At 71.3% G+C, this 22,894-nt stretch carries 22 protein-coding genes; 15 read left to right on the top strand and 7 right to left on the bottom strand.

Features of this window, described 5'->3' with window-relative positions; translation table 11 throughout:
• Nucleotides 1-3 precede the first annotated feature (3 nt).
• The 4 genes from Q5762_RS26215 to Q5762_RS26230 all read right to left on the bottom strand — a co-directional run bounded on the left by Q5762_RS26215 (nucleotide 4) and on the right by Q5762_RS26230 (nucleotide 3,818).
• A complete protein-coding gene (locus Q5762_RS26215; RefSeq protein WP_315894699.1) occupies nucleotides 4-327 on the bottom strand; it encodes a deoxyxylulose-5-phosphate synthase in 324 nt (107 codons plus the stop codon).
• A 130-nt stretch (nucleotides 328-457) separates the two neighbouring features.
• Nucleotides 458-1,933: a PTS transporter subunit EIIC gene (locus Q5762_RS26220; protein ID WP_315894700.1), complete on the bottom strand. Its 1,476-nt coding sequence runs from the start codon at nucleotides 1,931-1,933 to the stop codon at nucleotides 458-460.
• 53 nt (nucleotides 1,934-1,986) lie between these two features.
• On the bottom strand, nucleotides 1,987-2,943 hold the full coding sequence (murQ, locus tag Q5762_RS26225) for an N-acetylmuramic acid 6-phosphate etherase (RefSeq protein WP_315894701.1): 957 nt from the start codon (nucleotides 2,941-2,943) through the stop codon (nucleotides 1,987-1,989).
• A gap of 26 nt (nucleotides 2,944-2,969) precedes the next feature.
• Nucleotides 2,970-3,818, bottom strand: a complete 849-nt coding sequence (locus tag Q5762_RS26230) for a MurR/RpiR family transcriptional regulator (RefSeq protein ID WP_315894721.1) — start codon at nucleotides 3,816-3,818, stop codon at nucleotides 2,970-2,972.
• Nucleotides 3,819-4,130: 312 nt separating this feature from the next.
• Here Q5762_RS26230 and Q5762_RS26235 point away from each other — a divergent pair, with 312 nt between their 5' ends.
• Nucleotides 4,131-4,487, top strand: coding sequence for a hypothetical protein (locus Q5762_RS26235; protein ID WP_315894702.1), 357 nt, complete (start codon nucleotides 4,131-4,133; stop codon nucleotides 4,485-4,487).
• Complete coding sequence (locus Q5762_RS26240) at nucleotides 4,484-4,753, top strand: DUF4031 domain-containing protein (protein WP_315894703.1); 270 nt, start codon at nucleotides 4,484-4,486, stop codon at nucleotides 4,751-4,753. The genes Q5762_RS26235 and Q5762_RS26240 overlap by 4 nt, the downstream gene beginning before the upstream one ends.
• On the opposite strand, the gene Q5762_RS26245 is transcribed toward Q5762_RS26240, so the two are convergent.
• The 3 genes from Q5762_RS26245 to Q5762_RS26255 form a co-directional block, all read right to left on the bottom strand.
• Entirely contained in the window at nucleotides 4,707-5,939 is a 1,233-nt protein-coding gene (locus Q5762_RS26245; RefSeq protein ID WP_315894722.1) for a Cmx/CmrA family chloramphenicol efflux MFS transporter, read from the bottom strand. The two genes, Q5762_RS26240 and Q5762_RS26245, sit on opposite strands and share 47 nt — an antisense overlap.
• A 185-nt stretch (nucleotides 5,940-6,124) precedes the next feature.
• Complete coding sequence (locus Q5762_RS26250) at nucleotides 6,125-8,326, bottom strand: VCBS repeat-containing protein (protein ID WP_315894704.1); 2,202 nt, start codon at nucleotides 8,324-8,326, stop codon at nucleotides 6,125-6,127.
• A gap of 107 nt (nucleotides 8,327-8,433) precedes the next feature.
• Nucleotides 8,434-9,120 (bottom strand): hypothetical protein, encoded by a 687-nt coding sequence (locus Q5762_RS26255; RefSeq protein WP_315894705.1) that lies wholly within the window; start codon nucleotides 9,118-9,120, stop codon nucleotides 8,434-8,436.
• A 99-nt stretch (nucleotides 9,121-9,219) separates the two neighbouring features.
• On the opposite strand from Q5762_RS26255, the gene Q5762_RS26260 reads away from it, so the two are divergent.
• The 13 genes from Q5762_RS26260 to Q5762_RS26320 all read left to right on the top strand — a co-directional run.
• On the top strand, nucleotides 9,220-10,656 hold the full coding sequence (locus tag Q5762_RS26260) for an MFS transporter (RefSeq protein WP_315894706.1): 1,437 nt from the start codon (nucleotides 9,220-9,222) through the stop codon (nucleotides 10,654-10,656).
• An 80-nt stretch (nucleotides 10,657-10,736) separates the two neighbouring features.
• Nucleotides 10,737-11,924 carry a trans-sulfuration enzyme family protein gene (locus Q5762_RS26265; protein ID WP_399495268.1) on the top strand — a complete coding sequence of 396 codons (1,188 nt, stop codon included), beginning with the start codon at nucleotides 10,737-10,739 and terminating at the stop codon, nucleotides 11,922-11,924.
• A gap of 95 nt (nucleotides 11,925-12,019) precedes the next feature.
• Complete coding sequence (locus tag Q5762_RS26270) at nucleotides 12,020-12,535, top strand: MaoC/PaaZ C-terminal domain-containing protein (protein WP_315894707.1); 516 nt, start codon at nucleotides 12,020-12,022, stop codon at nucleotides 12,533-12,535.
• Between the two features lie 120 nt (nucleotides 12,536-12,655).
• A complete protein-coding gene (locus Q5762_RS26275; RefSeq protein ID WP_315894708.1) occupies nucleotides 12,656-13,513 on the top strand; it encodes an SAM-dependent methyltransferase in 858 nt (285 codons plus the stop codon).
• Entirely contained in the window at nucleotides 13,510-14,553 is a 1,044-nt protein-coding gene (locus Q5762_RS26280; protein ID WP_315894709.1) for a class I SAM-dependent methyltransferase, read from the top strand. The genes Q5762_RS26275 and Q5762_RS26280 overlap by 4 nt, the downstream gene beginning before the upstream one ends.
• Nucleotides 14,554-14,612: 59 nt before the next feature.
• Nucleotides 14,613-15,506 carry a diiron oxygenase gene (locus Q5762_RS26285; protein ID WP_315894710.1) on the top strand — a complete coding sequence of 298 codons (894 nt, stop codon included), beginning with the start codon at nucleotides 14,613-14,615 and terminating at the stop codon, nucleotides 15,504-15,506.
• Between the two features lie 36 nt (nucleotides 15,507-15,542).
• Nucleotides 15,543-16,430 carry a hypothetical protein gene (locus Q5762_RS26290; protein ID WP_315894711.1) on the top strand — a complete coding sequence of 296 codons (888 nt, stop codon included), beginning with the start codon at nucleotides 15,543-15,545 and terminating at the stop codon, nucleotides 16,428-16,430.
• Nucleotide 16,431: 1 nt separating this feature from the next.
• The gene (acpS, locus tag Q5762_RS26295; RefSeq protein ID WP_315894712.1) at nucleotides 16,432-16,866 is read left to right on the top strand and encodes a holo-ACP synthase; all 435 of its coding nucleotides are present in this window, start codon (nucleotides 16,432-16,434) and stop codon (nucleotides 16,864-16,866) included.
• 13 nt (nucleotides 16,867-16,879) lie between these two features.
• Complete coding sequence (locus Q5762_RS26300) at nucleotides 16,880-17,131, top strand: phosphopantetheine-binding protein (protein ID WP_315894713.1); 252 nt, start codon at nucleotides 16,880-16,882, stop codon at nucleotides 17,129-17,131.
• On the top strand, nucleotides 17,128-18,294 hold the full coding sequence (gene metK / locus Q5762_RS26305) for a methionine adenosyltransferase (RefSeq protein ID WP_315894714.1): 1,167 nt from the start codon (nucleotides 17,128-17,130) through the stop codon (nucleotides 18,292-18,294). The genes Q5762_RS26300 and metK overlap by 4 nt, the downstream gene beginning before the upstream one ends.
• A 5-nt stretch (nucleotides 18,295-18,299) precedes the next feature.
• Nucleotides 18,300-19,283 (top strand): carbohydrate kinase family protein, encoded by a 984-nt coding sequence (locus tag Q5762_RS26310; protein ID WP_315894715.1) that lies wholly within the window; start codon nucleotides 18,300-18,302, stop codon nucleotides 19,281-19,283.
• Nucleotides 19,280-22,750 (top strand): methionine synthase, encoded by a 3,471-nt coding sequence (gene metH, locus Q5762_RS26315; protein WP_315894716.1) that lies wholly within the window; start codon nucleotides 19,280-19,282, stop codon nucleotides 22,748-22,750. Before Q5762_RS26310 ends, metH begins: the two co-directional genes overlap by 4 nt.
• A 36-nt stretch (nucleotides 22,751-22,786) precedes the next feature.
• The coding region (locus Q5762_RS26320; protein ID WP_315894724.1) for an adenosylhomocysteinase at nucleotides 22,787-22,894 on the top strand (108 nt) is incomplete at its 3' end.

The following is a 22,894-nucleotide window of genomic DNA, read 5'->3' on the forward strand; positions in this document are numbered from 1 at the left end:
CGGTCACCTCTGCCGAAGGCGGGCTGCCCGGAGCCGTACGTCAGCGGCGCGGCGTTCCGCCAGCCATGTGCGGGCCTCGCGGAGTTCGCGGGGGCGGTAGCCCGGGCCGCCGCAGCAGCTCTTGTGGAAACCGACGCCGGCGTTCAGCAGCAGCGTGAGGGTTCGCCAGGCGGCCTTGTCGCGGCGGGGCGGGGGCGCGAAGGCCGAACCGGCGTGGATCATCACGCGGGTGCAGCGCGGACAGCGCCGCTCGCGGTCCTTTCCGTACGACTGCTTGTACGAGGCACGGCACGGCAGGCAGACGTAGGAGGTCTTGGCGTGGCCCATGGGGGAAGCGTAGGGATACCGGGGTCGGTGCTGCCAGGGAGTTTCTGTCGGACGTGGCGGAGGGCCGCCGCCGGTTCCGTACCGGGGGCGGCCCTCCGTCTCGTACGTCTCGTACACGTACTGCTGTACGTCAGACCTTGACGGGCTCGGGCTCGGGTACCGGGGTGGGGCCGCCCCCGGTCACCGCGGTCTCCGGGTCCGTCTCCACGTTGAACTCCTCCAGGAGGCGGGGGCTGAAGCCCCAGAAGTACGTGGCCACGAAGCCCACCACGTAGCCGGCGAGCAGGCCGGCCGCGTAGATCGCGATCGTCTCGCCGAGGCCCTTGTTGCCGTCGAGGAGGGGGAAGAGGGCCCAGCCCGAGGGGCCGATGGCCGTGGAGCCGACCTTGTCGCCCAGCATGTTGAAGAGGCCGACGAAGCCGCCGCCGAACGCGCCGCCGACGCAGGCCGTGATGAACGGGCGGCCCAGCGGGAGCGAGACGCCGTAGATCAGCGGCTCGCCCACGCCCAGGAAGCCGGCCGGGAGCGCGGACTTGATGGTGCGGCGGATGGAGCCGTTGCGGGGGAGCTTGAAGTAGACGGCCAGCGCCGCGCCGACCTGGCCCGCGCCCGCCATCGCCAGGATCGGGAGCAGGACCGTGAAGCCCTGCTGCTCGATGAGCGTGGTGTGGATCGGGATCAGGGCCTGGTGCAGGCCCAGCATCACCAGGGGGAGGAACAGGCCGCCGAGGACGAAGCCGGCGCCCGCCCCCGCGTTCGCGAGCAGCCAGTTGGCGAAGTCGCCGATCGCGGTGGAAATCTCGCCCGCGACGAACATCAGGCCGAAGATCGTCACCAGACCGGAGATCAGGACCGTCAGGGTCGGGGTGACCAGGACGTCGAGCGCCTCCGGTACCCAGCGGCGGCACCACTTCTCCACGTACACCGCGAGCACCGCCGCGCCCAGCGCGCCGAGCACACCGCCCTGGCCGGGCGAGAGCGGCTGGCCGAACGCGTCGATCTTCGCGACGCCCGGGAAGACGATGATGGCCGCGACCGCGCCGCCCAGGATCGGCGTACCGCCGAACTCCTTCGCCGTGTTGAAGCCGACGAAGACCGCGATCAGCGCCATGAAGCCGCTCGCCATCGCCGCGAGCGCAGGGGTGACGGACGGCAGCCAACCCAGGTTGATCAGGAGGCCGTTGAGGCCGGCGATGATGCCGCAGCCGATGAGGGCGGGGATCAGCGGGACGAAGATGTTCGCGATCCGGCGGAGGAAGAGCTTGAAGGGGGTCTGGTTCTTCGCCTTCCGCGCCGCCTTGATCGCGGCGCCCTGGGCGGCGAGGTCGTCGGCGGACGGCTTCGGGGCCTGCGCCACCAGCGCTTCGAACTCCGGCGTCACGCGGGCGACCGTGCCCGGGCCGAGCACGATCTGGTACGTGTCGTCCTCCACCACGCCCATCACGGCCGGCAGGGCCTTCAGCGCCTCGTCCTGGACGAGCGAGCGGTCCCGCAGACCCAGCCGGAGCCGGGTCATGCAGTGGGCCACGGAGTCGATGTTCTCGGCGCCGCCGACGAGGGGGAGGATCGCGGCGGCGATGGCGCGGTTCTTGTCGTCTGTGCTCATGGTGCGGTGGTGCCTTTACGTGGGCGTTGGGGGAAGCTCAGGGGCTCAGGGGCTCAGGGCGTCAGTGCGTCAGGCGTCAGGGCGGCGCGGAGGTGGCCCTGGGAGTCGCGGAGTCGCTGGTCGGCGGTCTTGGTATCGATGTCGGCCAGGATCATCAGGATCGCGGTCTTCACCTCGCCGTCGGCCTCGGCGAGCGCGGACTCGATCTGCTCGTCCGGCGCTCCGGTCGCGAGGGAGACGATCCGGCGGGAGCGGGCCTGGAGCTTGTCGTTGGAGGCGCGGACGTCGACCATCAGGTTTCCGTACGTCTTGCCGAGCCGGATCATGGTGATCGTCGAGATCATGTTGAGGACCAGCTTCTGCGCCGTACCGGCCTTCAACCGGGTGGAACCGGTGAGGAGTTCGGGGCCGGTGACGACCTCGATGCCGTGCTCGGCGGCGGCCGCGAGCGCGCTGTCGGCGTTGCAGGACAGGCCGATCGTCAACGCGCCCCGCGCGCGGGCGTGTTCGACGGCGCCGATGGCGTACGGGGTGCGGCCGGAGGCGGAGATGCCGACGACCGTGTCGTCTGCGGTGAGTCCGAGCGCGTCCAGGTCGGCGGCGGCGAGTTCCGCCGAGTCCTCCGCGCCCTCGACGGCCTTCACCATCGCCGACGGGCCGCCCGCGATCAGGCCGACGACCTCCGAGGGGTCGGTGTTGAAGGTGGGCGGGCACTCGCTGGCGTCGAGGACGCCGAGCCGCCCCGCGGTGCCGGCGCCCGCGTAGATCAGCCGGCCGCCGCGCGCCATGCGGGCGGCGGTGGCGTCGATGGCGGCGGCGATGAGCGGCAGCCGCTCGGCCACGGCGGCGGGGACGGTCTGGTCCTCGGCGTTCATGGTGCGGGCGATGTCGAGCGTCGGGAGCTGGTCGATCTCCGCGAGCTCGGGCCGGAACGCCTCGGTGGCGAGGGTGTCGAGCTGGGCGCGGAGCTCGGAGTACGTGGCGGAAGACGTGGAGGAAGCAGAAGACACGTGCGGCTCTTTCGGTGCTGTGGTCGTCAGCGGGTGCGGGGGGCGTGGCGGTGGGCGAGGGCTTCGTACGAGGCCGCGAGGGCAGGGGCCGCCGTCTCGTACGTACGCTGGGTGACGCAGGTGAACAGGCAGTCCACGACCAGGAGTTGGCTGGTACGGGACGACATGGCCGCGGGGCGCAGTTCGCTCTCGCGGGCGGTGGAGGTGGTGAGGATGTGGTCGGCGTACTGCGTCACGGGCCCGTCCGGGCGGCCGGTGATCGCGACGGTCGTCGCGCCGTGGTCGAAGGCGACGCGCAGGGGTTCTATGACGTCGCCGGTCGAACCCGAGTGGGTGATGGCGATGGCGACGTCACCGGAGCGGAGCTGCACGGCGTTGGTGACGGCGAGGTGCGGGTCGCTGTGCGCGTGCGCGAGGAGGCCGATACGGAGGAGCTTCTGGCCGAGGTCCTGGGCGACGAGACCGGAGGCGCCGACGCCGTAGATGTCGATGCGGCGGGCGCCGGCGAGGGCGGCGACGGCGGCGCCGAGCTGGACGGTGTCCAGGCCGGCGGCGGTGTCGGCGAGGGTCTGCTGCTCGTCGTAGGCGAGCTTGGCGACGACGTCGGCGATCGGGTCGTCGACGGCGATGTCGGCGGTGACGGCGGGCGCGCGGCCGGACTGCTGCTGGGCGGCGAGGCCGGCGAGGGCGAGGCGCAGGTCGCGGTAGCCGGGGTAGCCGAGGAGGCGGGCGGTGCGGACGACGGTCGCCTCGCTGGTGCCGGTGAGCTCGGCGAGTCCGGTGACGGTGAGGGCGGCGCAGCCGGCCGGATCCCCGGCGACGGCCTCGGCGACGCGCTGCATGGACCGGGTCATGGACGGCGCGAGCGTCCGCACCTTGGCGGCGAGCGCGGCGGGGGCGGGGGGCGCCGCGTCGGCGGGGCCGGGGGTGGGGCCGGTTCCGTGCCGGTGGCCGGGGGCGGACGCGGACCGGGGGGCGGTCGCGGATGCGGTCGCGGACGCGGCGGAGGGCGGGGTGCCGGGCGAGGGCGCGGTCCCGGCCTGGCCGCTGAAACTTTCCTTCACGTCATTGGTCACACCTGAAAGATATTTTCGGAGGTGGGGACCGTCAAGACCCCATCAGCCCCCTTCGGTCCCCGATGCGGGCGGGACCTTCGCCCCTGAGGCTTGTCGGGTGACAATGAGTTCATGGACGACATCGACCCGCTGGAGCAGGCGCTCCATGCCGCCCGTGCCCTGGTCCTCGCCGATCTGGCGGCGCGCGACGTGGCGGCCGCCGAGGTCGTGTCGATGGTGGAGGACGCCGTCACCCACCGGCGCTGGTGGGTCGAGCAGTGGCCCGAGGGCATCACGTACGTCGCCGGCCTGGTCGCCCAGGACGTTCAGGACGCTCTCCTGGAACAGTACGGCCGCTGGCCGCTGTGCCCGGTCTGCTCCACGGGCGACCCGCACGCCCTGGACGTCGAACCGGAACTGGGCCCGGATCCGCACTGGGTCTGCGGCAAGGCGGGCGTGGTCGTCGCTCCCGTGGGCGGCCTGAGGTGACCCTCTACATCGACCCGCCGACCTGGCCCGGCCACGGCCGCATGTGGTCGCACCTGGTCAGCGACGTCTCCCACGACGAACTCCACGCCTTCGCCGCCACCATCGGCGCCCCACCCCGCGCCTTCGAGCGCGACCACTACGACATCCCGTCGGACCGCTACGCCGACGCGGTGTCGGCGGGCGCGATCGAGATCGGCTCGAAGGAACTCGTACGGCTGATCACTGAGGCGGGGCTACGGAGACCGAAGGGGCGTCCGGCGCCGTGACGCGCTGACCGGCAGCCGCCGACGACGTCACCACCCGGGAACGGGACCTGTTCAGGCGCAGTGCCAGTGCCACCGTTCCGAGCGCCACCACCGTCATCGCCGCGCCCGCCCAGGCCGTCGCCGCGAAGCCGAAGTCGGCGTCGATGACCGTGCCGCCGAACCAGGGGCCCGCCGTGTTGCCCAGGTTGAAGGCGGCTGTCGTCGTGGCGCCCGCGAGGGTGGGGGCGGCGCCGGCCACGTTGAACATGCGGGCGTTGAGGGCGGGGGCCGTGTAGAAGGCCGAGACGCCGAGGAGGAAGGAGAGGGTCACCACGGCGACCGGGCTCGAAGCGAAGAGGGCCAGGGCGACCAGGAAGACCGTCGAGGCCGTGATGCCGGTCAGCAGGACGCCGAAGAGGTGGGCGTCCGCGAACCGGCCGCCGATCGTCGTACCGATCAGCGCGCCGATGCCGAAGAGGCCGAGGATCGCGGAGACCCAGCGGGTGTCGATCCCGGCGACGTCCGTGATGACCGGGGCCAGGTACGAGAACGCGCAGAAGACGCCGCCCGCCGCGAGCGCCGTGATGACGATCGACAGCAGCACCTGGCGGTCCCGGTAGATCACCAGCTCCTTCTTGAGGCGCGGCTTCTCCTCCGGGACCGGGATGTGGGGGATGCGGGTGACCACGCCTACTAGCGCGATCGCGGATGCCGCGCCGACCGCCCAGAACGCCGCCCGCCAGCCGAGGTGCTCGCCGAGGAAGGCGCCCGCCGGGACGCCGAGGACGTTGGCGATCGAGAGTCCGCCGATCATGACCGCCATCGCGCGGGCCCGGGAGCTCACCGGGACCATGGCGATGGCGACCGCCGCTCCGACCGCCCAGAAGCCCGCGCACGCGAGTGCGCTCAGGACTCGGGAGGCGAAGAGGACGGCGTAGTTCGGTGCGAGCGCCCCGGCTATCTGGCCCAGGCCGAAGACCGTGATCAGGGCGATCAGCGTCGTCTTGCGGGGGAGCCGGAGGGTCGCGACCGCCAGCAGCGGGGCGCCGACGACCATGCCGATCGCGAAGGCCGAGATGAGGAGGCCCGCGCTCGGTATCGAGACGTTCATGTCTTCGGCTATCGGCGGGAGCAGGCCCGACAGCATGAATTCGCTCGTACCGAGGGCGAAGACCGAGAGGCCGAGGATGTAGACGGCCAGTGGCATCCGGGTGGGCGTACCGGGTCGGGTGGTGTCGGACGGCGGGGTGCGCTCGGCGGAGGTTGACGGCATGACATGCGTCAACCTGGGGTTTGTGCCTGACATTCCCATGGATGGAGGTTTCTCGCCATACGAAACATACGAAACGGCGGCCCGCCCCCCAGGGGCAGGCCGCCGTCCGGTGCCGTCCGTCAGAGGACGTGGTTACCCGCGCCGCCGACGTACGGCAGAGAGGCAAGCTGCTTGCCACGCAGAGGCGTGCGCCAGTTGCCCGTGCCCCCGTAGAGGTACGCGGCGCCCGACTGGTGGAAAGCGAGCAGGTCCGGGCGGCCGTCACGGTCGCCGTCGCCGATGCCGACGAGCTGCTGGTACGTGCCCCAGCCCGAGCCGACCTTCGTCCGCGCCGCGAACGTGCCGTCGCCCTTGCCCGTGTACAGCCAGAGGACACCGGTCTTGTCCCGGGCGAGCAGGTCACCCGCCGTACCGCCGGCGATGTCGCCGACGGCGGTGAGGTCGTTGTAGATCCCCCAACCGCCGCCGATCTTCGTCCGCGCGGCGAACGGGGCGGTGGCGGAGCCGGTGCCCTTGTGGAGCCAGAGCGTGCCCGCCTTGTCGGTGGCGAGCAGGTCGGGACGCCCGTCCCCGTTCAGGTCGCTGCCTGCCGCGATCTTGTCGTATGTCTGCCAGCCGGCGCCGACCTTCGTACGGGTGGCGAAGCCGCCCCGGCCGTTCCCCTGATACAGCCAGAGCACGCCGGCCTTGTCCCGGGCCACGAGGTCGCCGACCGCCGAGCCGCCGAGGTTCCCCGTCGCCTCGATCCGGTCGTAGATGTTCCAGCCCGAACCGATCAGCTGCCGGGACGTGTCCGTCAGCTGACCGAACTCCTTGTAGAAGATGGTGTCCGTCCGCCACAGCCGGCCGGAGGCGTCACGGTTGAGTACGTCCGCGCTGCCGTTGTCGTCGAAGTCGTGCGGCACGGTCTTGCGGACGACCTTGAACGTGCCGGAGGCGGACGTGGCCGGGCCGATTCCGTTGAGCGGCCGCGCGGTCACCTCCCACGTGTAGTCGCCGTTGTACGCGCTGATGAAGCCCGGTCCGATCCGCCCGTCCCAGTCGACCGTCACGCTCGGGGTGTACGGGTGACTCCGGCCGAACTCGCGGGTCTGTCCGGTCCGGACGTGGCGCAGGGTGATCGTCGCCTCGACGCTGGTCCGGGAGACCTGCCAGGTGAGGCTCGCCCTTCCGCCGTTCTTGTCGAGGTCGACGGTGGCGGGGATGTCGTTGGTGCCGATGACGACGTGGGTGGGCTCGCCGGTGGTCGCCACCAGGGTGACGACCGGAGCCGCGCCGGCCTCACCGGGCGCGATCTTGTACAGGCCCTCGCCCTGGGCGACGGTGCCGCCGCGTACGTACAGGCCGTCGGGGGCGGCGACGGACGAGGTCAGGTGGTCGAGCAGCTTCACCTTCGCCTTGGTGGCCGGGTCGTAGGCCGTGAGGGCGTGCAGCGGGCTCGTGCGGATGCTGGAGATGCCGCCCGGCTCGCCGTACACCACCCAGCCGCCGACCAGGCCGATCTGGAGGCCGCTCGCGTACCCGTCCTCGACCGGGATCTGCTGGACCGTGCCCGTGGCGCGGTCCAGGACGAAGATCGCGGGCATGTCGAGGTCGTCGCCGTCCGTCCACGCGACGTGGGTCTCCGAGACGGCGACGTCGCCCTTGACCGAGCCCGCCGTGCGGTTGCGGATCTCGTCGACCGCGCCGGTGGCGAGGTCGAGCAGGCCCCACTTCTTCACCGTGCCGTCGGTGAAGGTGACGAGCGCGTCCTCCGGCGTGCCCGGGGCGACGGAGACGGCGGTCGCGCCGGCCGGGAGGCCGGTCACGTCCACCGCGCCGCCCTCCGTGGCGTGCCGGTGCATCCGCAGCGTCGTGCCGTCCGTGGTGGACCTGGTGAAGACCGCGTTCGCCGCGGAGCCGGCGTACTCGGCGCCGGTGGCGTCCGCGACGCGGACTTCGAGCACCGAGAGGGTGCTCAGGTTCCGGAGCGTGATCTTGCGCTGCTCGTCGAGGACGAGGTAGTCCGTCGTCCGCGAGGACCGCAGGTAGGTGCTCCATCCGTAGACACGCGAGGAGCCGTCCGCGTACCGCGTCCAGCGCTGGTCGGAGGTCCCGTCGCTACGGGAGAGGAAGCCGGTCAGTCCGGCGCCCATCAGCCTGGCGTCCTTCGGGAAGGGGATCGGCGTCGCGGCGGTGTTCGCCGCGTCCGCCGTCGCCTCCCCGTCCGCCACCGTGGCGGCGGACGCCGGGACCGTCAGCGCCCCCGCGCCGAGCGTGACAGCGAGAACGGTGGTGGCGGCGGCCAGGAGCCGCCGCCGGGTCGAACGAGAGTGGGGCACGTTTCGGGTTCTCCCTCAGATGCATCAGGCGCACCATGCGCCACACCCGATGGGACTAGCGACCAGGCGAAAGGTTGTACGAGAACCGCCCTCAGTCCCTCAACCCCTCACGCCCCCAACCCCGCCAACTCCCGCTCCAGGTTCCGGCGTGCCCGCGATTCCCACACCGCCGCCCCGTACGGAGTCCGGAACAGGCGGGGCAGGGAGAGGAGTTGGCGCAGGATCGCCGCGCGGCCCTGCTGGAAGGCGTCGTCCGGGACGAAGGCGTACTCCTCGCGGACCGCCCGCACATACCCCCCGTACGTATCCTCGTCCGACGCCAGGATCGCGAGGTCCGCGTCGCAGAGCAGCTCGCCGTTGATGTCGCCGTCCGCCGGGTCGTGGGTCACCGTCAGCCGTACCAGGCGGGCGACCTCCGCGACCTCGTGCGCCGTCAGGCCCGCCTCCGTCAGGGCCTTCTCGGCCAGGGTCGCCGAGCGCTCCTCGTTCTCCGAGCGGTCCGGGCGGTAGACCGCGTCGTGGAACCAGGCCGCCAGCCTGACCAGCTCCAACTCCCCGCCCTCGCCGCCCTGGTCGGTCAGTTCGTCGATCCGGTCGAGGACCGCCTTCAGGTGGTCGACCGTGTGGTACCTGCGGTGCGGCTCCGACCAGCGGGCCAGCAGGTTCCGGCCGTACGGCGCCGGGTCCGGGTGGCCCGGTCCGCCCGGTCCGCCCGGACCCGCGTGGCCCGCGCGGGCCGTCAGCAGAGTCGATGTCCAGCGTGCGAGGAGGTTGTCGTCCACGAATGCGGTCATGCGTCGAATCATCTCACCCTTACATACCCCCCATGGGTATGCTACGGTGCTCCGCGAAGGTACCCCCTAGGGGTATGCGTCGAGCGAAGGAGCAGGGCAATGTCAACCGTCAATCCCCGGCGCTGGTGGGCACTTGTCGTGCTCGCCGCCGCCCAGTTCATGGTCATCATGGACACCTCGATCATCGGCGTCGCGCTGCCCGAGATGCAGAAGGACCTGGGCTTCTCGCAGAGCGAGCTCCAGTGGATCTTCAACGCGTACGTCATCGTCTTCGGCGGTCTGCTGCTGCTCGGCGGGCGCCTCTCCGACCTCGTCGGAGCCCGGAAGATCTTCGTCACCGGCTGGGTGGTGATGATCGCCGGCTCGGTCCTCGCCGCCGCCGCGCAGACCGCCTGGGTCGAGATCGCCGGCCGCGCCGTCCAGGGTGTCGGCGGCGCGCTCATCGCGCCCTCCGCCATGACCCTGCTGATGATGCTCTTCATGCACGACCCGAAGGAGCTCGGCAAGGCGATGGCGCTCTACGGTGCCGCCGCCCCGGCCGGCGGTACCGCGGGCGTCTTCCTCGGCGGTGTCTTCACCGAGTGGATGAGCTGGCAGTGGGTCTTCATCATCTACATCCCGATCGGCCTCGCCACCCTCGCCGCCACCAAGCTCCTCCCGTCCGTCGAGTCCCGCCGCGGCTCCGTCGACGTCCTCGGCGCCGTCGCCGTCACCGCCGGCCTCGCGCTCGCCGTCTTCGCCGTCGTCCGGGCCCCCGAGGTCGGCTGGGGCTCCACCGGCACGATCCTCCAGCTGGCCGGCGCCGCCGCCCTGCTCATCCTCTTCTTCCTGATCCAGAGGTCGATCCGCGAGCCGCTCATGCCGCTCAGCGTGTGGCGGATCCCGCGCCTCGGCTCGGCCAACCTGGCGATGACGCTGCTCGGCGCCGCGTGGATCCCGATGTGGTACTTCCTCAACCTCTACCTCCAGCAGGTCCTCGGCTACGGCGCCTTCGCCTCCGGCGCGGCCCTGCTTCCGATGACCGTCCTCCTGATGATCTTCATGACGGCCATCACCGCCCGCCTCATGGGCCGTTACGGTGCGAAGCCGCTGATCGCGGGCGGTCTGCTGGTCCTCGCGGCCGGGCTCGTCTGGCTGGCGGCCGTCCCGCCGACCGGCACCTTCCTGGTCGACGTCCTGCCCGCCTCGCTGGTCGCCGCGCTCGGCATGTCCCTCGCCTACATCCCGGCCATGATCGCCGCGATGTCCGGCGCCCCGCAGGAGCAGGCCGGTCTCGCCTCCGGCATCGTCAACACCACCTACAACGTCGGCTCCGCCCTCGGCCTCGCCGCGCTCACCGCCCTCGCCCTGTCCCAGGGCGCCGACCAGCTCGGCAACCTCCCGGCGCTCACCGACGGCTTCTCGGCCGCCTTCATCGGCGCCGCGGTCGTCGCCGCCGTCGGCGGTGTCGTCACCCTGCTCGTCATGAAGAGCGACAAGGCCCTCGGCGCCGGCGCGCCCGAGTCCGCCCCGCAGGGCGACAAGGTCTCCGCCTGACCCGCAGTCACCTCACCACCCCCCGGGGGCCGTCCGAATCCTCGGGCGGCCCCTTCCTCTGTCGCGAGAAGGAAGCCGCCGTGCATCACATCAGCACCCGCGCCGTCCACGTCGTCAACGACCCGACCCCGCCCGGCAGTCGGCCGCTGTCCGCGCCGCTCTCCGTGCCGCTCGTCCAGTCCTCGGCCTTCGCCTTCGACTCCGCCGACGCGCTCGCCGAGGCCATGGCGGGCCCCGACGGGCAGTACGTGTACAGCAGGCGCGGCAATCCCACCGTACGGGCCCTGGAGCAGACCCTCGCCGGCCTTGAGGGCGGGGCCGGGGCGCTCGCCTTCGCGTCCGGCATGGGCGCCGTCAGCGGGGTGCTCCTCGCCCTCCTGTGCCCCGGCGACCGGGTGCTCGCCCAGCGCTGTCTGTACGGCGGGACGTACGCGGTCCTCTCCGACCTCGCCGCGCGGTACGGGATCGAGGTCACGTACGTCGACGGTGACGACCCGGCCGAGATCGAAGCCGCGGCCGAGGGAACCCTCCCCGAGCTGCTCGTCCTGGAGACCATCGCCAACCCCACCGGCCACGTCCCCGACCTGCCCTCGCTGCTGTCCGCCGCCCGGCGCCTCGGGATCACCTCCGTCGTCGACAACTCCCTCGCCTCGCCCGTCCTGTGCCGCCCGCTGGAGCTCGGCGCCGACGTCGTCGTCCACTCCACCACCAAGTACCTCTCCGGGCACTCCGACGTCCTGGGCGGGGCCGCCGTCTTCGCCGACGACGGGCTACGGCGCCGGATCTGGCCCCGTACCGTCGAACTCGGCGCCTGCGCCGACCCGTTCGCGGCCTGGCTGACCCTGCGCGGCATCCAGACGCTGCCGCTGCGGATGCGCGAGACCTGCGCCAACGCGGCCGTCCTCGCCGAGCGGTTCGCGGCCCACCCCGAGGTCACGGCCGTCCACTACCCGTGGCTCCGAAGCCACCCCTCGTACGACACCGCCCGGAAGGTGCTGGCCGGGGGCGGCGGGCTGCTCTCGATCGAGCTGGCCGGCGGCCGGGAGGCGGGCCGGGCCTTCATCGAGGGGGTACGGGTCGCCAGGCTCGCGCTCTCCCTCGGCGGGGTCGAGAGCCTCGTCGCCCACCCCGCCTCCACGTCCCACCGCGAGCTGGACGCACGGGCGTTGGCGGCGGCCGGGATAGCGCCGGGGCTCGTACGGCTCTCCGTGGGGATCGAGGACGTCGAGGACCTGTGGGCCGACTTCGACAGCGCGCTGCGTTCCTGAGTTCTGCCGTTCTTTTGGGTTGACAAAAGAAACGAGCCATTCGTAGATTGGGTGTTGCCAGGGAACGATCACTCCAAGGTCAAGGGGGGCGCCCGATGCGCTACTTCGAGGACTTCCGGCCCGGCGACATCCACGAGCTGGGCACCGTCACCGTCACGACGCAGGAGGTGCTGGACTTCGGCCGCCGCTTCGACCCGCAGCCCTTCCACACGGACGAGGCGCTCGCCGCCCGCTCGTCGTTCGGCGGGCTGATCGCCAGCGGCTTCCACACCCAGGCGCTGTTCATGCGCCGCTACGTGGACGGACTGCTCGCCTACAGCGACTGCCTGGGCTCGCCCGGCATCGACGAGGTCCGCTATCTGCGGCCCGTCCGCCCCGGCGACGTCCTCACCGCCCGCGTGGAGATCCTTGGCGCCACGCCGTCGCCGTTCAACCCCGCCACCGGCACCGTCAAACCGCGGTGCACGCTCGTGGCCGCCGACGGGACGGCCGTGTTCAGCATGATCCTGCACAGCATCTTCCGGCGCCGCCCCGCCGGCACCGAGGCCGCGCATCTGTCGTCGATGCCCGCGGCCGAGGACCCGGTCGCCTGTGCACGGGTCACCGTCTGAGCACGGCCGTCCGCACTCTCCAGCACATGTCTCTCAAGCGCATGTCTCACCAGCACATGTCTCACCAGCACATGTCTCTCCGGCACATCTCTCTCCCACCCAAGTGAAGGGGGACCTCCTGTGGAGGCCGTATCCCGCACCGCCCAGTGGACCGCCGCGGCGCGCGCCCTGGAGACCGAGCGCGAGGACCGGCTGTTCGCCGATCCCTACGCGCGTACCGTCGCCGACCTGATCGGCTTCGAGCTGCTCGATCGCTACGCCGGGGCCGGCACCGTGCCGTTCCTCGCCATCCGCACCACCTACCTGGACCGGGCGATCGTCGAGGCGGTCGAGGAGCGCTCCATCCGCCAGGTCGTCTTCCTCGCCGCCGGCATGGACACCCGCTTCTTCCGGCTGCCCTGGCCCGACGGCGTCACCGTCTACGAACTCGACCGCCCGGCCCTCCTCGACGCCAAGGCGGCCATGCTCGCCGACGAGCCGCCGCCGGCCGGCCGTACCCGCGTCACCGTCCCCGTCGACCTGACGCAGGACTGGACTGGGCCCCTGAAGGAGGCGGGCTGGAAGAGCGACGAGCCCGTCCTGTGGGTGGTCGAAGGGCTGCTGTTCTTCCTGCCCGAGCAGGCCGTACGGACCCTCATCTCGACGCTCTCCGCGCACGCCGCGCCCGGTTCCGTACTCCTCGGCGACGTCATCTCCCGGGCCGCCCTGAACAACCCGCTCTCCCGGAAGTTCCTCGACGCCCTGAAGGCGGACGGCAATCCGTGGCTCTTCGGCACCGAGGAGCCCGAGGCGCTGCTCGCCGACTGCGGCTGGGAGGTACGGGAGGTCAGGCAGCCCGGTGAGGAGGGCGCCGACTTCGGCCGCTGGCCCTACCCGGTCCCGCCGCGCTCCGTCCCGCAGGTGCCGAGGTCCTTCCTCTTCACCTGTGACCTGCCGGGGACGACCCGGCCCGCATCCGAGGAGGGCCAGGCCGCATGACCGCCCACGACTTCCACCAGCAGGTCATCACCGACGCCGGCGCCGCCGTCCGCGGCCTGACCGTCGCCCTCGGCGAGCGCCTCGGCCTCTACAAGGCCCTCGCCGCACACGGCCCGGTCACCGCCGAGCAGCTCGCCGGGAAGACCGGCACCAACCCCCGCTACATCGAGGAGTGGCTGCACGCCCAGCTCTCCGCCGGGTACGTCGAACGCCACCCGAGCGCCGGCACGTACACGCTCCCCGCCGACCACGTCGCCGTGCTCGCCGACCCCAAGGCCGTCACCTTCGCCGCCGGGTTCTTCACCGCCCTCAAGGCCCTGTACGCCACCGAGGACCTGCTGGCCGACGCGTACCGCACCGGCGACGGCGTCGGCTGGGCCGAGCACGACGCGGCCCTCGACACCGGCATGGGTTCCTTCTTCCAGCCCACGTACGAGCACAAGCTCGTCCCCGACTGGCTGCCGGCGCTGCACGGCGTCACCGGCAGGCTCGCGGGCGGCGGGACCGTCGCCGACGTCGGCTGCGGGGTCGGGCACACCACCCTCCTCATCGCCAAGGCGTTCCCCGAGGCCACCGTCCACGGCTTCGACTACTCCGAGGAGGCCGTCTCGATCGCCCGGCAGCTCGCCGAGGAGGCCGGCCTCTCCGACCGGGTCGTCTTCGAGGTCGCCTCCGCCGACGACTACCCGGGCACCGGCTACGACCTGGTCTGCTTCTTCAACGCCCTGCACGACATGGGCGACCCGGTCGCCGCGGCCCAGCACGTCCTCAAGTCCCTGGACGCGGACGGTACGTGGATGCTCGTCGAGTCGAACGTCTCGCCCGCCGACATCGACACCCGTACCCCCGCCGCGCGCATGTTCATGGCGCTGTCCGCCGTGATGTGCCTGCCCGTGGCCGTCGCCCAGCGCGGCCCGCACGCGCTCGGCAACCACTCCGGCGAGACCGCCTTCCGCGCCATCGCCGAGGAGGCGGGCTTCACCCGCTGGCGGCGCGCCACCGAGACCCCGGTCAACGCGGTCTACGAAGTCCGGCCGTAACGCCGGACGAGGTCCCGGACAAGGTCCCGCGTCCCGACGACAGTCATCGAGGAGTAGTCATGGGCGTCAGCGCCCCCCTGCCCGTAACCGACCGGTTCATGGAAGTCCTTGAGCGGCTCAGCTCCCGCTCCATCGAGGAGTACTACAACCCCTACCAGCAGTTCGACTGGCCGGACCGGCTGGAGGAGAGGCAGCTGTGGATGACGCCCGAGCTGCTCACCGTCTACGGCACCCCCCACTACGACGAGCTCGGTGAGGAGACGATCCAGAAGCTGTCGAAGTGGGAGTCGATCAACTTCTACAGCCTCAACGTGCACGGCATCCGCGAGCTGCTCATCGAGGTCGTCGGCCGGATCCACATGCCCGGCTTCGAGGTCCCCTCGGACTTCTTCCACCACTTCATCGGTGAGGAGAACGAGCACATGTGGTTCTTCGCCGAGTTCTGCCGGCGCTACGGCCACAAGATCTACGGTTCCACCGCCATGCGCGCCGACTCCGCCTGGGAGCCGGAGGTCGAGAACTTCCTCGTCTTCGCCCGGATCCTGTTCTTCGAGGAGCTGGTCGACCACTACAACATGCGGATGGCGCAGGACGACTCCCTCTGCCACACCATCCGCGAGGTCAACCGCATCCACCACCAGGACGAGTCCCGCCACATCGCCTTCGGCCGCGAGCTCGTCTCGCTGCTCTTCGCCCGGATGCGCGAGGCGGTGCCCGCCGCGCGGGTCGCGGAGGTGGAGGCGTACCTCAAGCGGTACGTCGTCTACAGCGTCAACTCCCTCTACAACCCGCACGTCTACCGCGACGCCGGCATCGCCGACCCGCTGGCCCTGCGCAACGCGCTGGTCGCCGACGAGCGCCGCCGTCCGTACGAGCGCAAGGCCATCCGCAAGCCGCTCGCCTTCTTCCTGAAGACCGGGATCTTCTCCGACGACACCCTGCCCGTCGTCTGAGCCCCAGGAACCTCCCACCCGAGAGGTGCACCGATCATGACCGTGACGACCCCGTCAGCCGCCGGGGAGACCCGGGGGCTCCCCTCCCTCGGCCCCGAGGCGACCGCCCTGCTGCGGCTCCTCGACGACACCTTCGAGAGCTGGGGCGTGACCGCGGGCGCCCGCCCGATGACCATGCCCCCCCTGCTGCCGGTCGCCGACCTGGCCCGGCTCGACTACTACGACAACTTCCCCCACCAGGCCGTCGTCGCCGCCCCGCTCGATCTGGAGCGCCGCGAGACCTCCGCCCTCTGCCGTGACACCGGCTGCTTTCCGTGCGACGCGCTCGAACCCGCCGCGCTCGGACTGCCCTCGGCGTCCTGTTACGCCGTCTACCTCGACCACCAGGGCCGGCAGGTCGCCGACGACACCCTGGTGACCGTCTGCTCGTGGTGCTTCCGCAAGGAGACGCATTACGAGGGCATGCGGCGCCAACTCGGCTTCCGTATGCGGGAGATCGTCGCCATCGGCAGCCGCGAGCACGCCGAGACCCACCTGTGCGACTTCACCGAGCGGATCCACTCCTTCGCGGCGGCGCTCGACCTGCCGCTGCGCAAGGAGGCCGCCTGCGACCCGTTCTTCGACAAGGGCGGCTCCAAGGCGGTGCTCCAGCGCCTCACCCCGGTGAAGCACGAGTTCCTGTACGAGGACCTGGCGATCGCCTCCGTCAACACGCACCGCAACTTCTTCGGCGACCGGTGCGCCATCACCCTGGAGTCGACCGGCGGACCGGCCTTCACCAGCTGCGTCGCCTTCGGCCTCGAACGCTGGCTGTCCGCGCTGACCCGCCGCCACGGCGGCTGGGATGCGGCGACCCGCGCGGTCCTGGCCGCGAACGCCCCCCTGCGGGCCGATGCGAGTCTCGCGGCCGGGCCGGTGAGCTGACGTGCCGGCCCGTCCCGTCGCCCCGCCGGCGGGCGGTCTGGGCTGGGCGAGCCTCGGCATGGACATCGTGTCCGTCACCCGTGTCCGCCGGCTGCTCGCCGAGTACGGCGAGACGTTCTTCGAGCGGATGCTCACCCCCGGCGAACTCGCCGACTGCCGCACCTCCACCGGCCTCGACGTCCTGTCCCTGTGCGGGCGGATCGCGGCCAAGGAGGCCGCCTTCAAGACCCTGCGGGTCCGGGGCAGGTTCCTGCCCTGGACGGAGATCGTCGTACGGCGCTCCGAAGGCGGCTGGCCGCTGGTGGAGCTGCACCGGAGCGCGGCCGAGATGGCCGCCGCGTCCGGCATCACCCAGATCACCGTCTCCATCAGCCACGACGTGGACTACGCGGTGGCGGTCGCCGCCCCGATCATCGCCGCCCCCCTACAGACATAAAAGGAGAAGCACCATGGCCGACGGCCTGCAGCAGGTGAAGAACTGGATCCTGGACCGGCACCCCGAGCGGTCCGACATCGCCGACGACCTCGACCTGATCGAGAACCGGCTCATCGACTCGCTGTCCTTCGTCGAGTTCGTCTTCCTGCTGGAGCAGCAGTGTGGGAAGGCGATCCAGATGGAGACGCTGGAGGTCGAGACCATCCGTACCCTCGCCGCGATCGAGGAGCACTTCTTCAAGGCCCAGATGGAGGTCGAGGCATGAGCAGCCGCCGTCTCTTCACCTCGGAGTCGGTGACCGAGGGGCATCCGGACAAGATCGCCGACCGGATCAGCGACACCATCCTCGACGCGCTCCTCGCCGAGGACCCGGACTCCCGGGTCGCGGTGGAGACCCTGCTCACCACGGGTCTCGTCCATATCGCGGGCGAGGTGACCACCACCGCGTACGCGCCGATAGCCAAGCTGGTGCGCGAGGCGATCCTCGACATCGGCTACGACTCCTCGATGAAGGGCTTCGACGGCGCCTCCTGCGGGGTCTCGGTCTCCATCGGCGCCCAGTCCCCGGACATCGCGCAGGGCGTGGACACCGGCGGCGCCGGCGACCAGGGCCTGATGTTCGGGTACGCCTGCGACGACACGGCCGAGCTGATGCCGCTGCCGATCGCGCTCGCCCACCGGCTCGCGCGCCGCCTCACGGCGGTCCGCAAGGACGGGACCGTGCCGTATCTGCGCCCGGACGGCAAGACGCAGGTCACCATCGAGTACGACGGGGACCGCCCGGTCCGGCTCGACACCGTCGTCGTCTCCTCGCAGCACGCGGCCGACATCAGCGTGGACGGGCTGCTGACCCCGGACATCCGGGAGTTCGTGGTCGAGGCCGAGCTGAAGGCGCTCGCCGAGGAGGGCGTCAACCTGGAGTCCGACGGCTTCCGACTCCTCGTGAACCCGACCGGCCGCTTCGAGGTCGGCGGCCCGATGGGTGACGCGGGTCTGACCGGCCGCAAGATCATCATCGACACGTACGGCGGCATGGCCCGGCACGGCGGCGGCGCCTTCTCGGGCAAGGACCCGTCGAAGGTGGACCGCTCGGCCGCGTACGCGATGCGCTGGGTCGCCAAGAACGTCGTCGCGGCCGGGCTCGCGCGGCGCTGCGAGGTGCAGGTCGCGTACGCGATCGGCAAGGCGGAGCCGGTCGGCCTCTTCGTGGAGACCTTCGGCACGGGCACGCTCCCGGACGAGGCGATCCAGGACGCGGTCAGCAAGGTCTTCGACCTGCGGCCGGCCGCGATCATCCGCGACCTGGACCTGAAGCGGCCGATCTACGCGTCGACCTCGGCGTACGGCCACTTCGGCCGCGAGCTCCCGGAGTTCACCTGGGAGCGCACGGACCGGGTGGACGCGCTGAAGAAGGCAGCGGGGGTGTAGGGGAGATGCGGATCGCTGTCACGGGGTCCATCGCGACCGACCATCTGATGACCTTCCCCGGCTGGTTCAGCGAGCAGCTGCTCGCCGACCGGCTCGACCGGGTCTCCCTGTCGTTCCTCGCCGACAACCTGGAGGTCAGACGCGGCGGAGTGGCAGCGAACATCGCCTTCGGGCTCGGTGTCCTCGGGCTGCGCCCGGTTCTGGTGGGCGCGGTCGGTGCCGACTTCGAGCCGTACCGGATCTGGCTGAAGGACCACGGTGTGGACACCGACGCGGTGCGCGTGAGCGCGTCGCTCCACACCGCCCGGTTCGTCTGTACCACCGACCGGGCGCAGAACCAGATCGCCACCTTCTACGCCGGGGCGATGGCCGAGGCCCGCGAGATCGATCTGCGGGAGGTCGTCGCCCGGGCGGGCCGGCTGGATCTCGTCCTGGTCTCCCCGGACGACCCCGAGGCCATGGTCCGGCACACCCGTACGTGCCGCGAGCTCGGCATCCCGTTCGCCGCCGACCCGTCGCAGCAGCTGGCGCGGCTCGGCAGGGACGAGGTGCGGGAGCTGGTGGACGGTGCACGGTGGCTGTTCTCCAACGAGTACGAGACGGCCCTGCTCGGCGAGAAGTCGGGCTGGTCGGAGGCGGAGATCCTGCGCCGGGTCGGCGCCTGGGTCACCACGCACGGCGCGTCCGGCGTCCGGATCCGCCGCGCGGGCGGGGACACCCTCTCCGTGCCGGCGGTGGAGGTGCCGGGGGTCGTCGACCCGACCGGCGTCGGGGACGCCTTCCGGGCCGGGTTCCTCGCCGGGACGGCGTGGGGCGTGCCCGAGCGGTGCGCGGCGCAGCTGGGCTGCGCGGTGGCCGCGACCGTCCTCGACTACGTGGGGACGCAGGAGTACCGGCTGCACCGGGAGCCGCTCCTCGACCGGATCAGGACGACGTACGGGCTCGGCTGCACGGCCGAACTCCTCGTCCATCTCAGGGGGTTGTCATGAGACCTGCCCTGCGGGAGGAGCTCGCGCGCCGCGTCGTCGTGGCCGACGGCGCGATGGGCACCATGCTCCAGGACGCCGATCCGACGATGGACGACTTCACCGGTCTGGAGGGCTGCAACGAGGTCCTGAACGTGACCCGCCCGGACATCGTCGCCTCCGTCCACGACGCGTACTTCTCCGTCGGCGTGGACTGCGTGGAGACCAACACCTTCGGCGCGAACCTGGCGGCGCTCGCGGAGTACGGCGTCGAGGACCGGGTGTACGAACTGTCCGAGGCCGGCGCCCGGATCGCCCGTACCGCCGCCGACGCCCACACCGCCACCGACGGCCGGCCCCGCTGGGTCCTCGGCTCGATGGGGCCGGGGACGAAGCTGCCGACCCTCGGCCACATCACGTACGAGCCGCTGCGGGACGCGTACCAGCAGAACGCCGAAGGGCTGCTCCGGGGCGGCGCCGACGCCCTGCTGATCGAGACCTCGCAGGACCTCCTCCAGACGAAGGCGGCCGTCGTCGGCGCCCGCCGGGCCCTGGAGTGGTGCGCGCTCGATCTGCCGCTGATCGTGCAGGTCACGGTGGAGACCACCGGGACGATGCTGCTCGGCTCGGAGATCGGGGCGGCGCTGACCGCCCTGGAGCCGCTCGGCATCGACATGATCGGTCTGAACTGCGCCACAGGACCGGCCGAGATGACCGAGCACCTGCGCTACCTGGCGCGGCACGCGGGGATCCCCCTCTCCGTGATGCCGAACGCGGGCCTGCCGGTGCTCACCTCCGACGGCGCCCACTATCCGCTGTCGCCCGGCGAACTGGCGGACGCGCAGGAGCGGTTCGTACGGGAGTACGGCGCCGTGCTGGTCGGCGGCTGCTGCGGTACGACCCCGGAGCATCTGCGCGCGATCGTGGACCGGGTCCGCGGCGCGGCCGTGCGGGACCGTACGCCGGTCGCCGATCCGGGCGCCTCCTCGCTCTACGGGCACGTCCCGTTCCGGCAGGACACCGCGTACCTGGCGATCGGGGAGCGGACCAACGCCAACGGTTCGAAGAAGTTCCGCGAGGCGATGCTGGAGGGCCGCTGGGACGACTGCGTCGAGATGGCGCGGGACCAGATCCGCGAGGGCGCGCACATGCTCGATCTGTGCGTGGACTACGTGGGCCGGGACGGCGTCGCCGACATGGCGGAGCTGGCGGGGCGGTTCGCCACCGCCTCGACCCTCCCGATCGTGCTCGACTCCACCGAGGTGCCGGTGCTCCGCGCGGGCCTGGAGAAGCTCGGCGGGCGGGCCGTGATCAACTCGGTCAACTTCGAGGACGGTGACGGGCCCGAGTCGCGGTTCGCGCAGGTCACGGCGCTCGCGAGGGAGCACGGCGCGGCGCTGATGGCGCTGACGATCGACGAGGAGGGGCAGGCCAGGACGGTCGGGGCGAAGGTCGCGATCGCCGAGCGGATCATCACGGAGCTGACGGAGAAGTGGGGGTTCAGGGAGTCGGATCTGCTGATCGACTGTCTGACGTTCACGATCTGCACCGGTCAGGAGGAATCCCGGCGCGACGGCATCCACACGATCGAGGCGATCCGCGAGCTGAAGCGCCGGCACCCGGACGTGCAGACCACGCTGGGTCTGTCGAACATCTCCTTCGGACTCAACCCGGCGGCCCGGATCGTCCTGAACTCGGTCTTCCTCGACGAGTGCGTGAAGGCCGGGCTCGACTCGGCGATCGTGCACGCCTCGAAGATCCTGCCGATCGCCCGCCTGGAGCCGGAACAGGTCGAGGTCGCGCTGGACCTCGTGTACGACCGGCGGCGGGAGGGGTACGACCCGCTGCAGCGCCTCCTGGAACTCTTCGAGGGCGCGACGGCGAAGTCCCTGAGGGCGGGGAAGGCCGACGAGCTGCTCGCGCTGCCGCTGGGAGAGCGGTTGAAGCGCCGGATCGTGGACGGCGAGAAGAACGGCCTGGAGGCGGACCTGGACGCGGCCCTGGCCGGCCGGCCCGCCCTTGAGATCGTCAACGAGGTGCTGCTCGACGGCATGAAGACGGTCGGCGAGCTGTTCGGCTCGGGGCAGATGCAGCTGCCCTTCGTGCTCCAGTCGGCGGAGGTGATGAAGACGGCGGTGGCGTACCTCGAACCGCACATGGAGCGGTCGGAGGCGGACGGGAAGGGAAGGATCGTCCTCGCCACGGTCCGGGGCGATGTGCACGACATCGGAAAGAACCTGGTCGACATCATCCTCTCCAACAACGGCTACGACGTGGTGAATCTGGGGATCAAGCAGCCGGTCTCGGCGATCCTGGAGGCGGCCGAGGAGCATCGGGCGGACGTCATCGGGATGTCCGGTCTGCTGGTCAAGTCCACGGTGATCATGAAGGAGAACCTGGAGGAGCTGAACGGCCGGGGGCTCGCTGCGAGGTTCCCGGTGATCCTCGGTGGCGCGGCGCTGACCAGGGCGTACGTCGAACAGGACCTGCACGAGCTGTACGAGGGCGAGGTGCGCTACGCCCGCGACGCCTTCGAGGGCCTGCGGCTGATGGACGCGCTGATGGCGGTCAAGCGGGGCGTGCCCGGGGCCGTACTCCCGGAGCTGAAGCAGCGGCGGGTGCCGAAGCGGGAGACGGCGGTCCTGGAGGTACGGGGGCCCGAGGCACGGGAGCCCGAGCCGGCCGGCCGTTCGGACGTGGCCGCGGACAACCCCGTACCGGAGCCGCCGTTCCTCGGCACGCGGGTGGTCAAGGACATCCCGCTCGCCGACTACGCGTCGTGGCTGGACGAGGGCGCCCTCTTCAAGGGCCAGTGGGGACTGAAGGACCCCGCGACGATCGAGTCGGAGGGCCGGGCCCGGCTGCGTGCCTTGCTGGACCGGGTCGAGCGTGAGTCCCTGACCGAAGCGGCCGTCGTGTACGGCTACTTCCCCTGTGTGTCCAAGGGTGACGACCTGATCGTCCTGGACGAGGACGGAGGCGAGCGGACCCGCTTCTCCTTCCCCCGCCAACAGCGGGGCCGCCGCCTCTGCCTGGCCGACTTCTTCCGCGCCGAGGACGCGCGGGAGGTCGATGTCGTGGCGCTCCAGGTCGTCACGGTCGGCTCGCGGATCGGCGAGGAGACGGCCAGGCTCTTCGCCGCCGACCACTACCGCGACTACCTCGAACTGCACGGCCTGTCGGTGCAGTTGGCGGAGGCGCTGGCCGAGCACTGGCACGCGCGGGTGCGTGGGGAGTGGGGGATCGGCGGTGCGGAGCCGGCGTCGATGGCCGGCATGTTCCGTACGGAGTACCAGGGCTGCCGCTACTCCCTGGGCTACCCCGCCTGCCCCGACCTGGAGGACCGGGCGAAGATCGCCGAGCTGCTGCGGCCGGAACGGATCGGGGTCGAGCTGTCGGAGGAGTACCAGCTGCATCCGGAGCAGTCGACGGACGCGTTCGTGGTGCACCACCCGGAGGCGAGCTACTTCAACGCGGGCGGCAGGCGATGACGTTGACCATTTCGATCATCTCAAGGAGCGTTGTACATGTCTGACTTCAAGGTCGCCGATCTGTCGTTGGCGGAGTTCGGCCGCAAGGAGATCACGCTGGCCGAGCACGAGATGCCCGGTCTGATGTCGATCCGCCGCGAGTAC

This window comes from Streptomyces sp. P9(2023) (genome assembly GCF_032436795.1).
Classification (GTDB): domain Bacteria; phylum Actinomycetota; class Actinomycetes; order Streptomycetales; family Streptomycetaceae; genus Streptomyces.

Excerpts from the sequence above, each read along its gene's own strand:
- Q5762_RS26215 (WP_315894699.1), bottom strand. The coding sequence starts at position 327 with ATGGGCCACGCCAAGACCTCCTACGTCTGCCTGCCGTGCCGTGCCTCG.
- Q5762_RS26220 (WP_315894700.1), bottom strand. The coding sequence starts at position 1,933 with ATGAGCACAGACGACAAGAACCGCGCCATCGCCGCCGCGATCCTCCCC.
- Q5762_RS26235 (WP_315894702.1), top strand. The coding sequence starts at position 4,131 with ATGGACGACATCGACCCGCTGGAGCAGGCGCTCCATGCCGCCCGTGCC.
- Q5762_RS26245 (WP_315894722.1), bottom strand. The coding sequence starts at position 5,939 with ATGCCACTGGCCGTCTACATCCTCGGCCTCTCGGTCTTCGCCCTCGGT.
- Q5762_RS26255 (WP_315894705.1), bottom strand. The coding sequence starts at position 9,120 with ATGACCGCATTCGTGGACGACAACCTCCTCGCACGCTGGACATCGACT.
- Q5762_RS26260 (WP_315894706.1), top strand. The coding sequence starts at position 9,220 with ATGTCAACCGTCAATCCCCGGCGCTGGTGGGCACTTGTCGTGCTCGCC.
- Q5762_RS26270 (WP_315894707.1), top strand. The coding sequence starts at position 12,020 with ATGCGCTACTTCGAGGACTTCCGGCCCGGCGACATCCACGAGCTGGGC.
- Q5762_RS26280 (WP_315894709.1), top strand. The coding sequence starts at position 13,510 with ATGACCGCCCACGACTTCCACCAGCAGGTCATCACCGACGCCGGCGCC.
- Q5762_RS26285 (WP_315894710.1), top strand. The coding sequence starts at position 14,613 with ATGGGCGTCAGCGCCCCCCTGCCCGTAACCGACCGGTTCATGGAAGTC.
- Q5762_RS26290 (WP_315894711.1), top strand. The coding sequence starts at position 15,543 with ATGACCGTGACGACCCCGTCAGCCGCCGGGGAGACCCGGGGGCTCCCC.
- Q5762_RS26300 (WP_315894713.1), top strand. The coding sequence starts at position 16,880 with ATGGCCGACGGCCTGCAGCAGGTGAAGAACTGGATCCTGGACCGGCAC.
- metK (WP_315894714.1), top strand. The coding sequence starts at position 17,128 with ATGAGCAGCCGCCGTCTCTTCACCTCGGAGTCGGTGACCGAGGGGCAT.
- Q5762_RS26310 (WP_315894715.1), top strand. The coding sequence starts at position 18,300 with ATGCGGATCGCTGTCACGGGGTCCATCGCGACCGACCATCTGATGACC.
- metH (WP_315894716.1), top strand. The coding sequence starts at position 19,280 with ATGAGACCTGCCCTGCGGGAGGAGCTCGCGCGCCGCGTCGTCGTGGCC.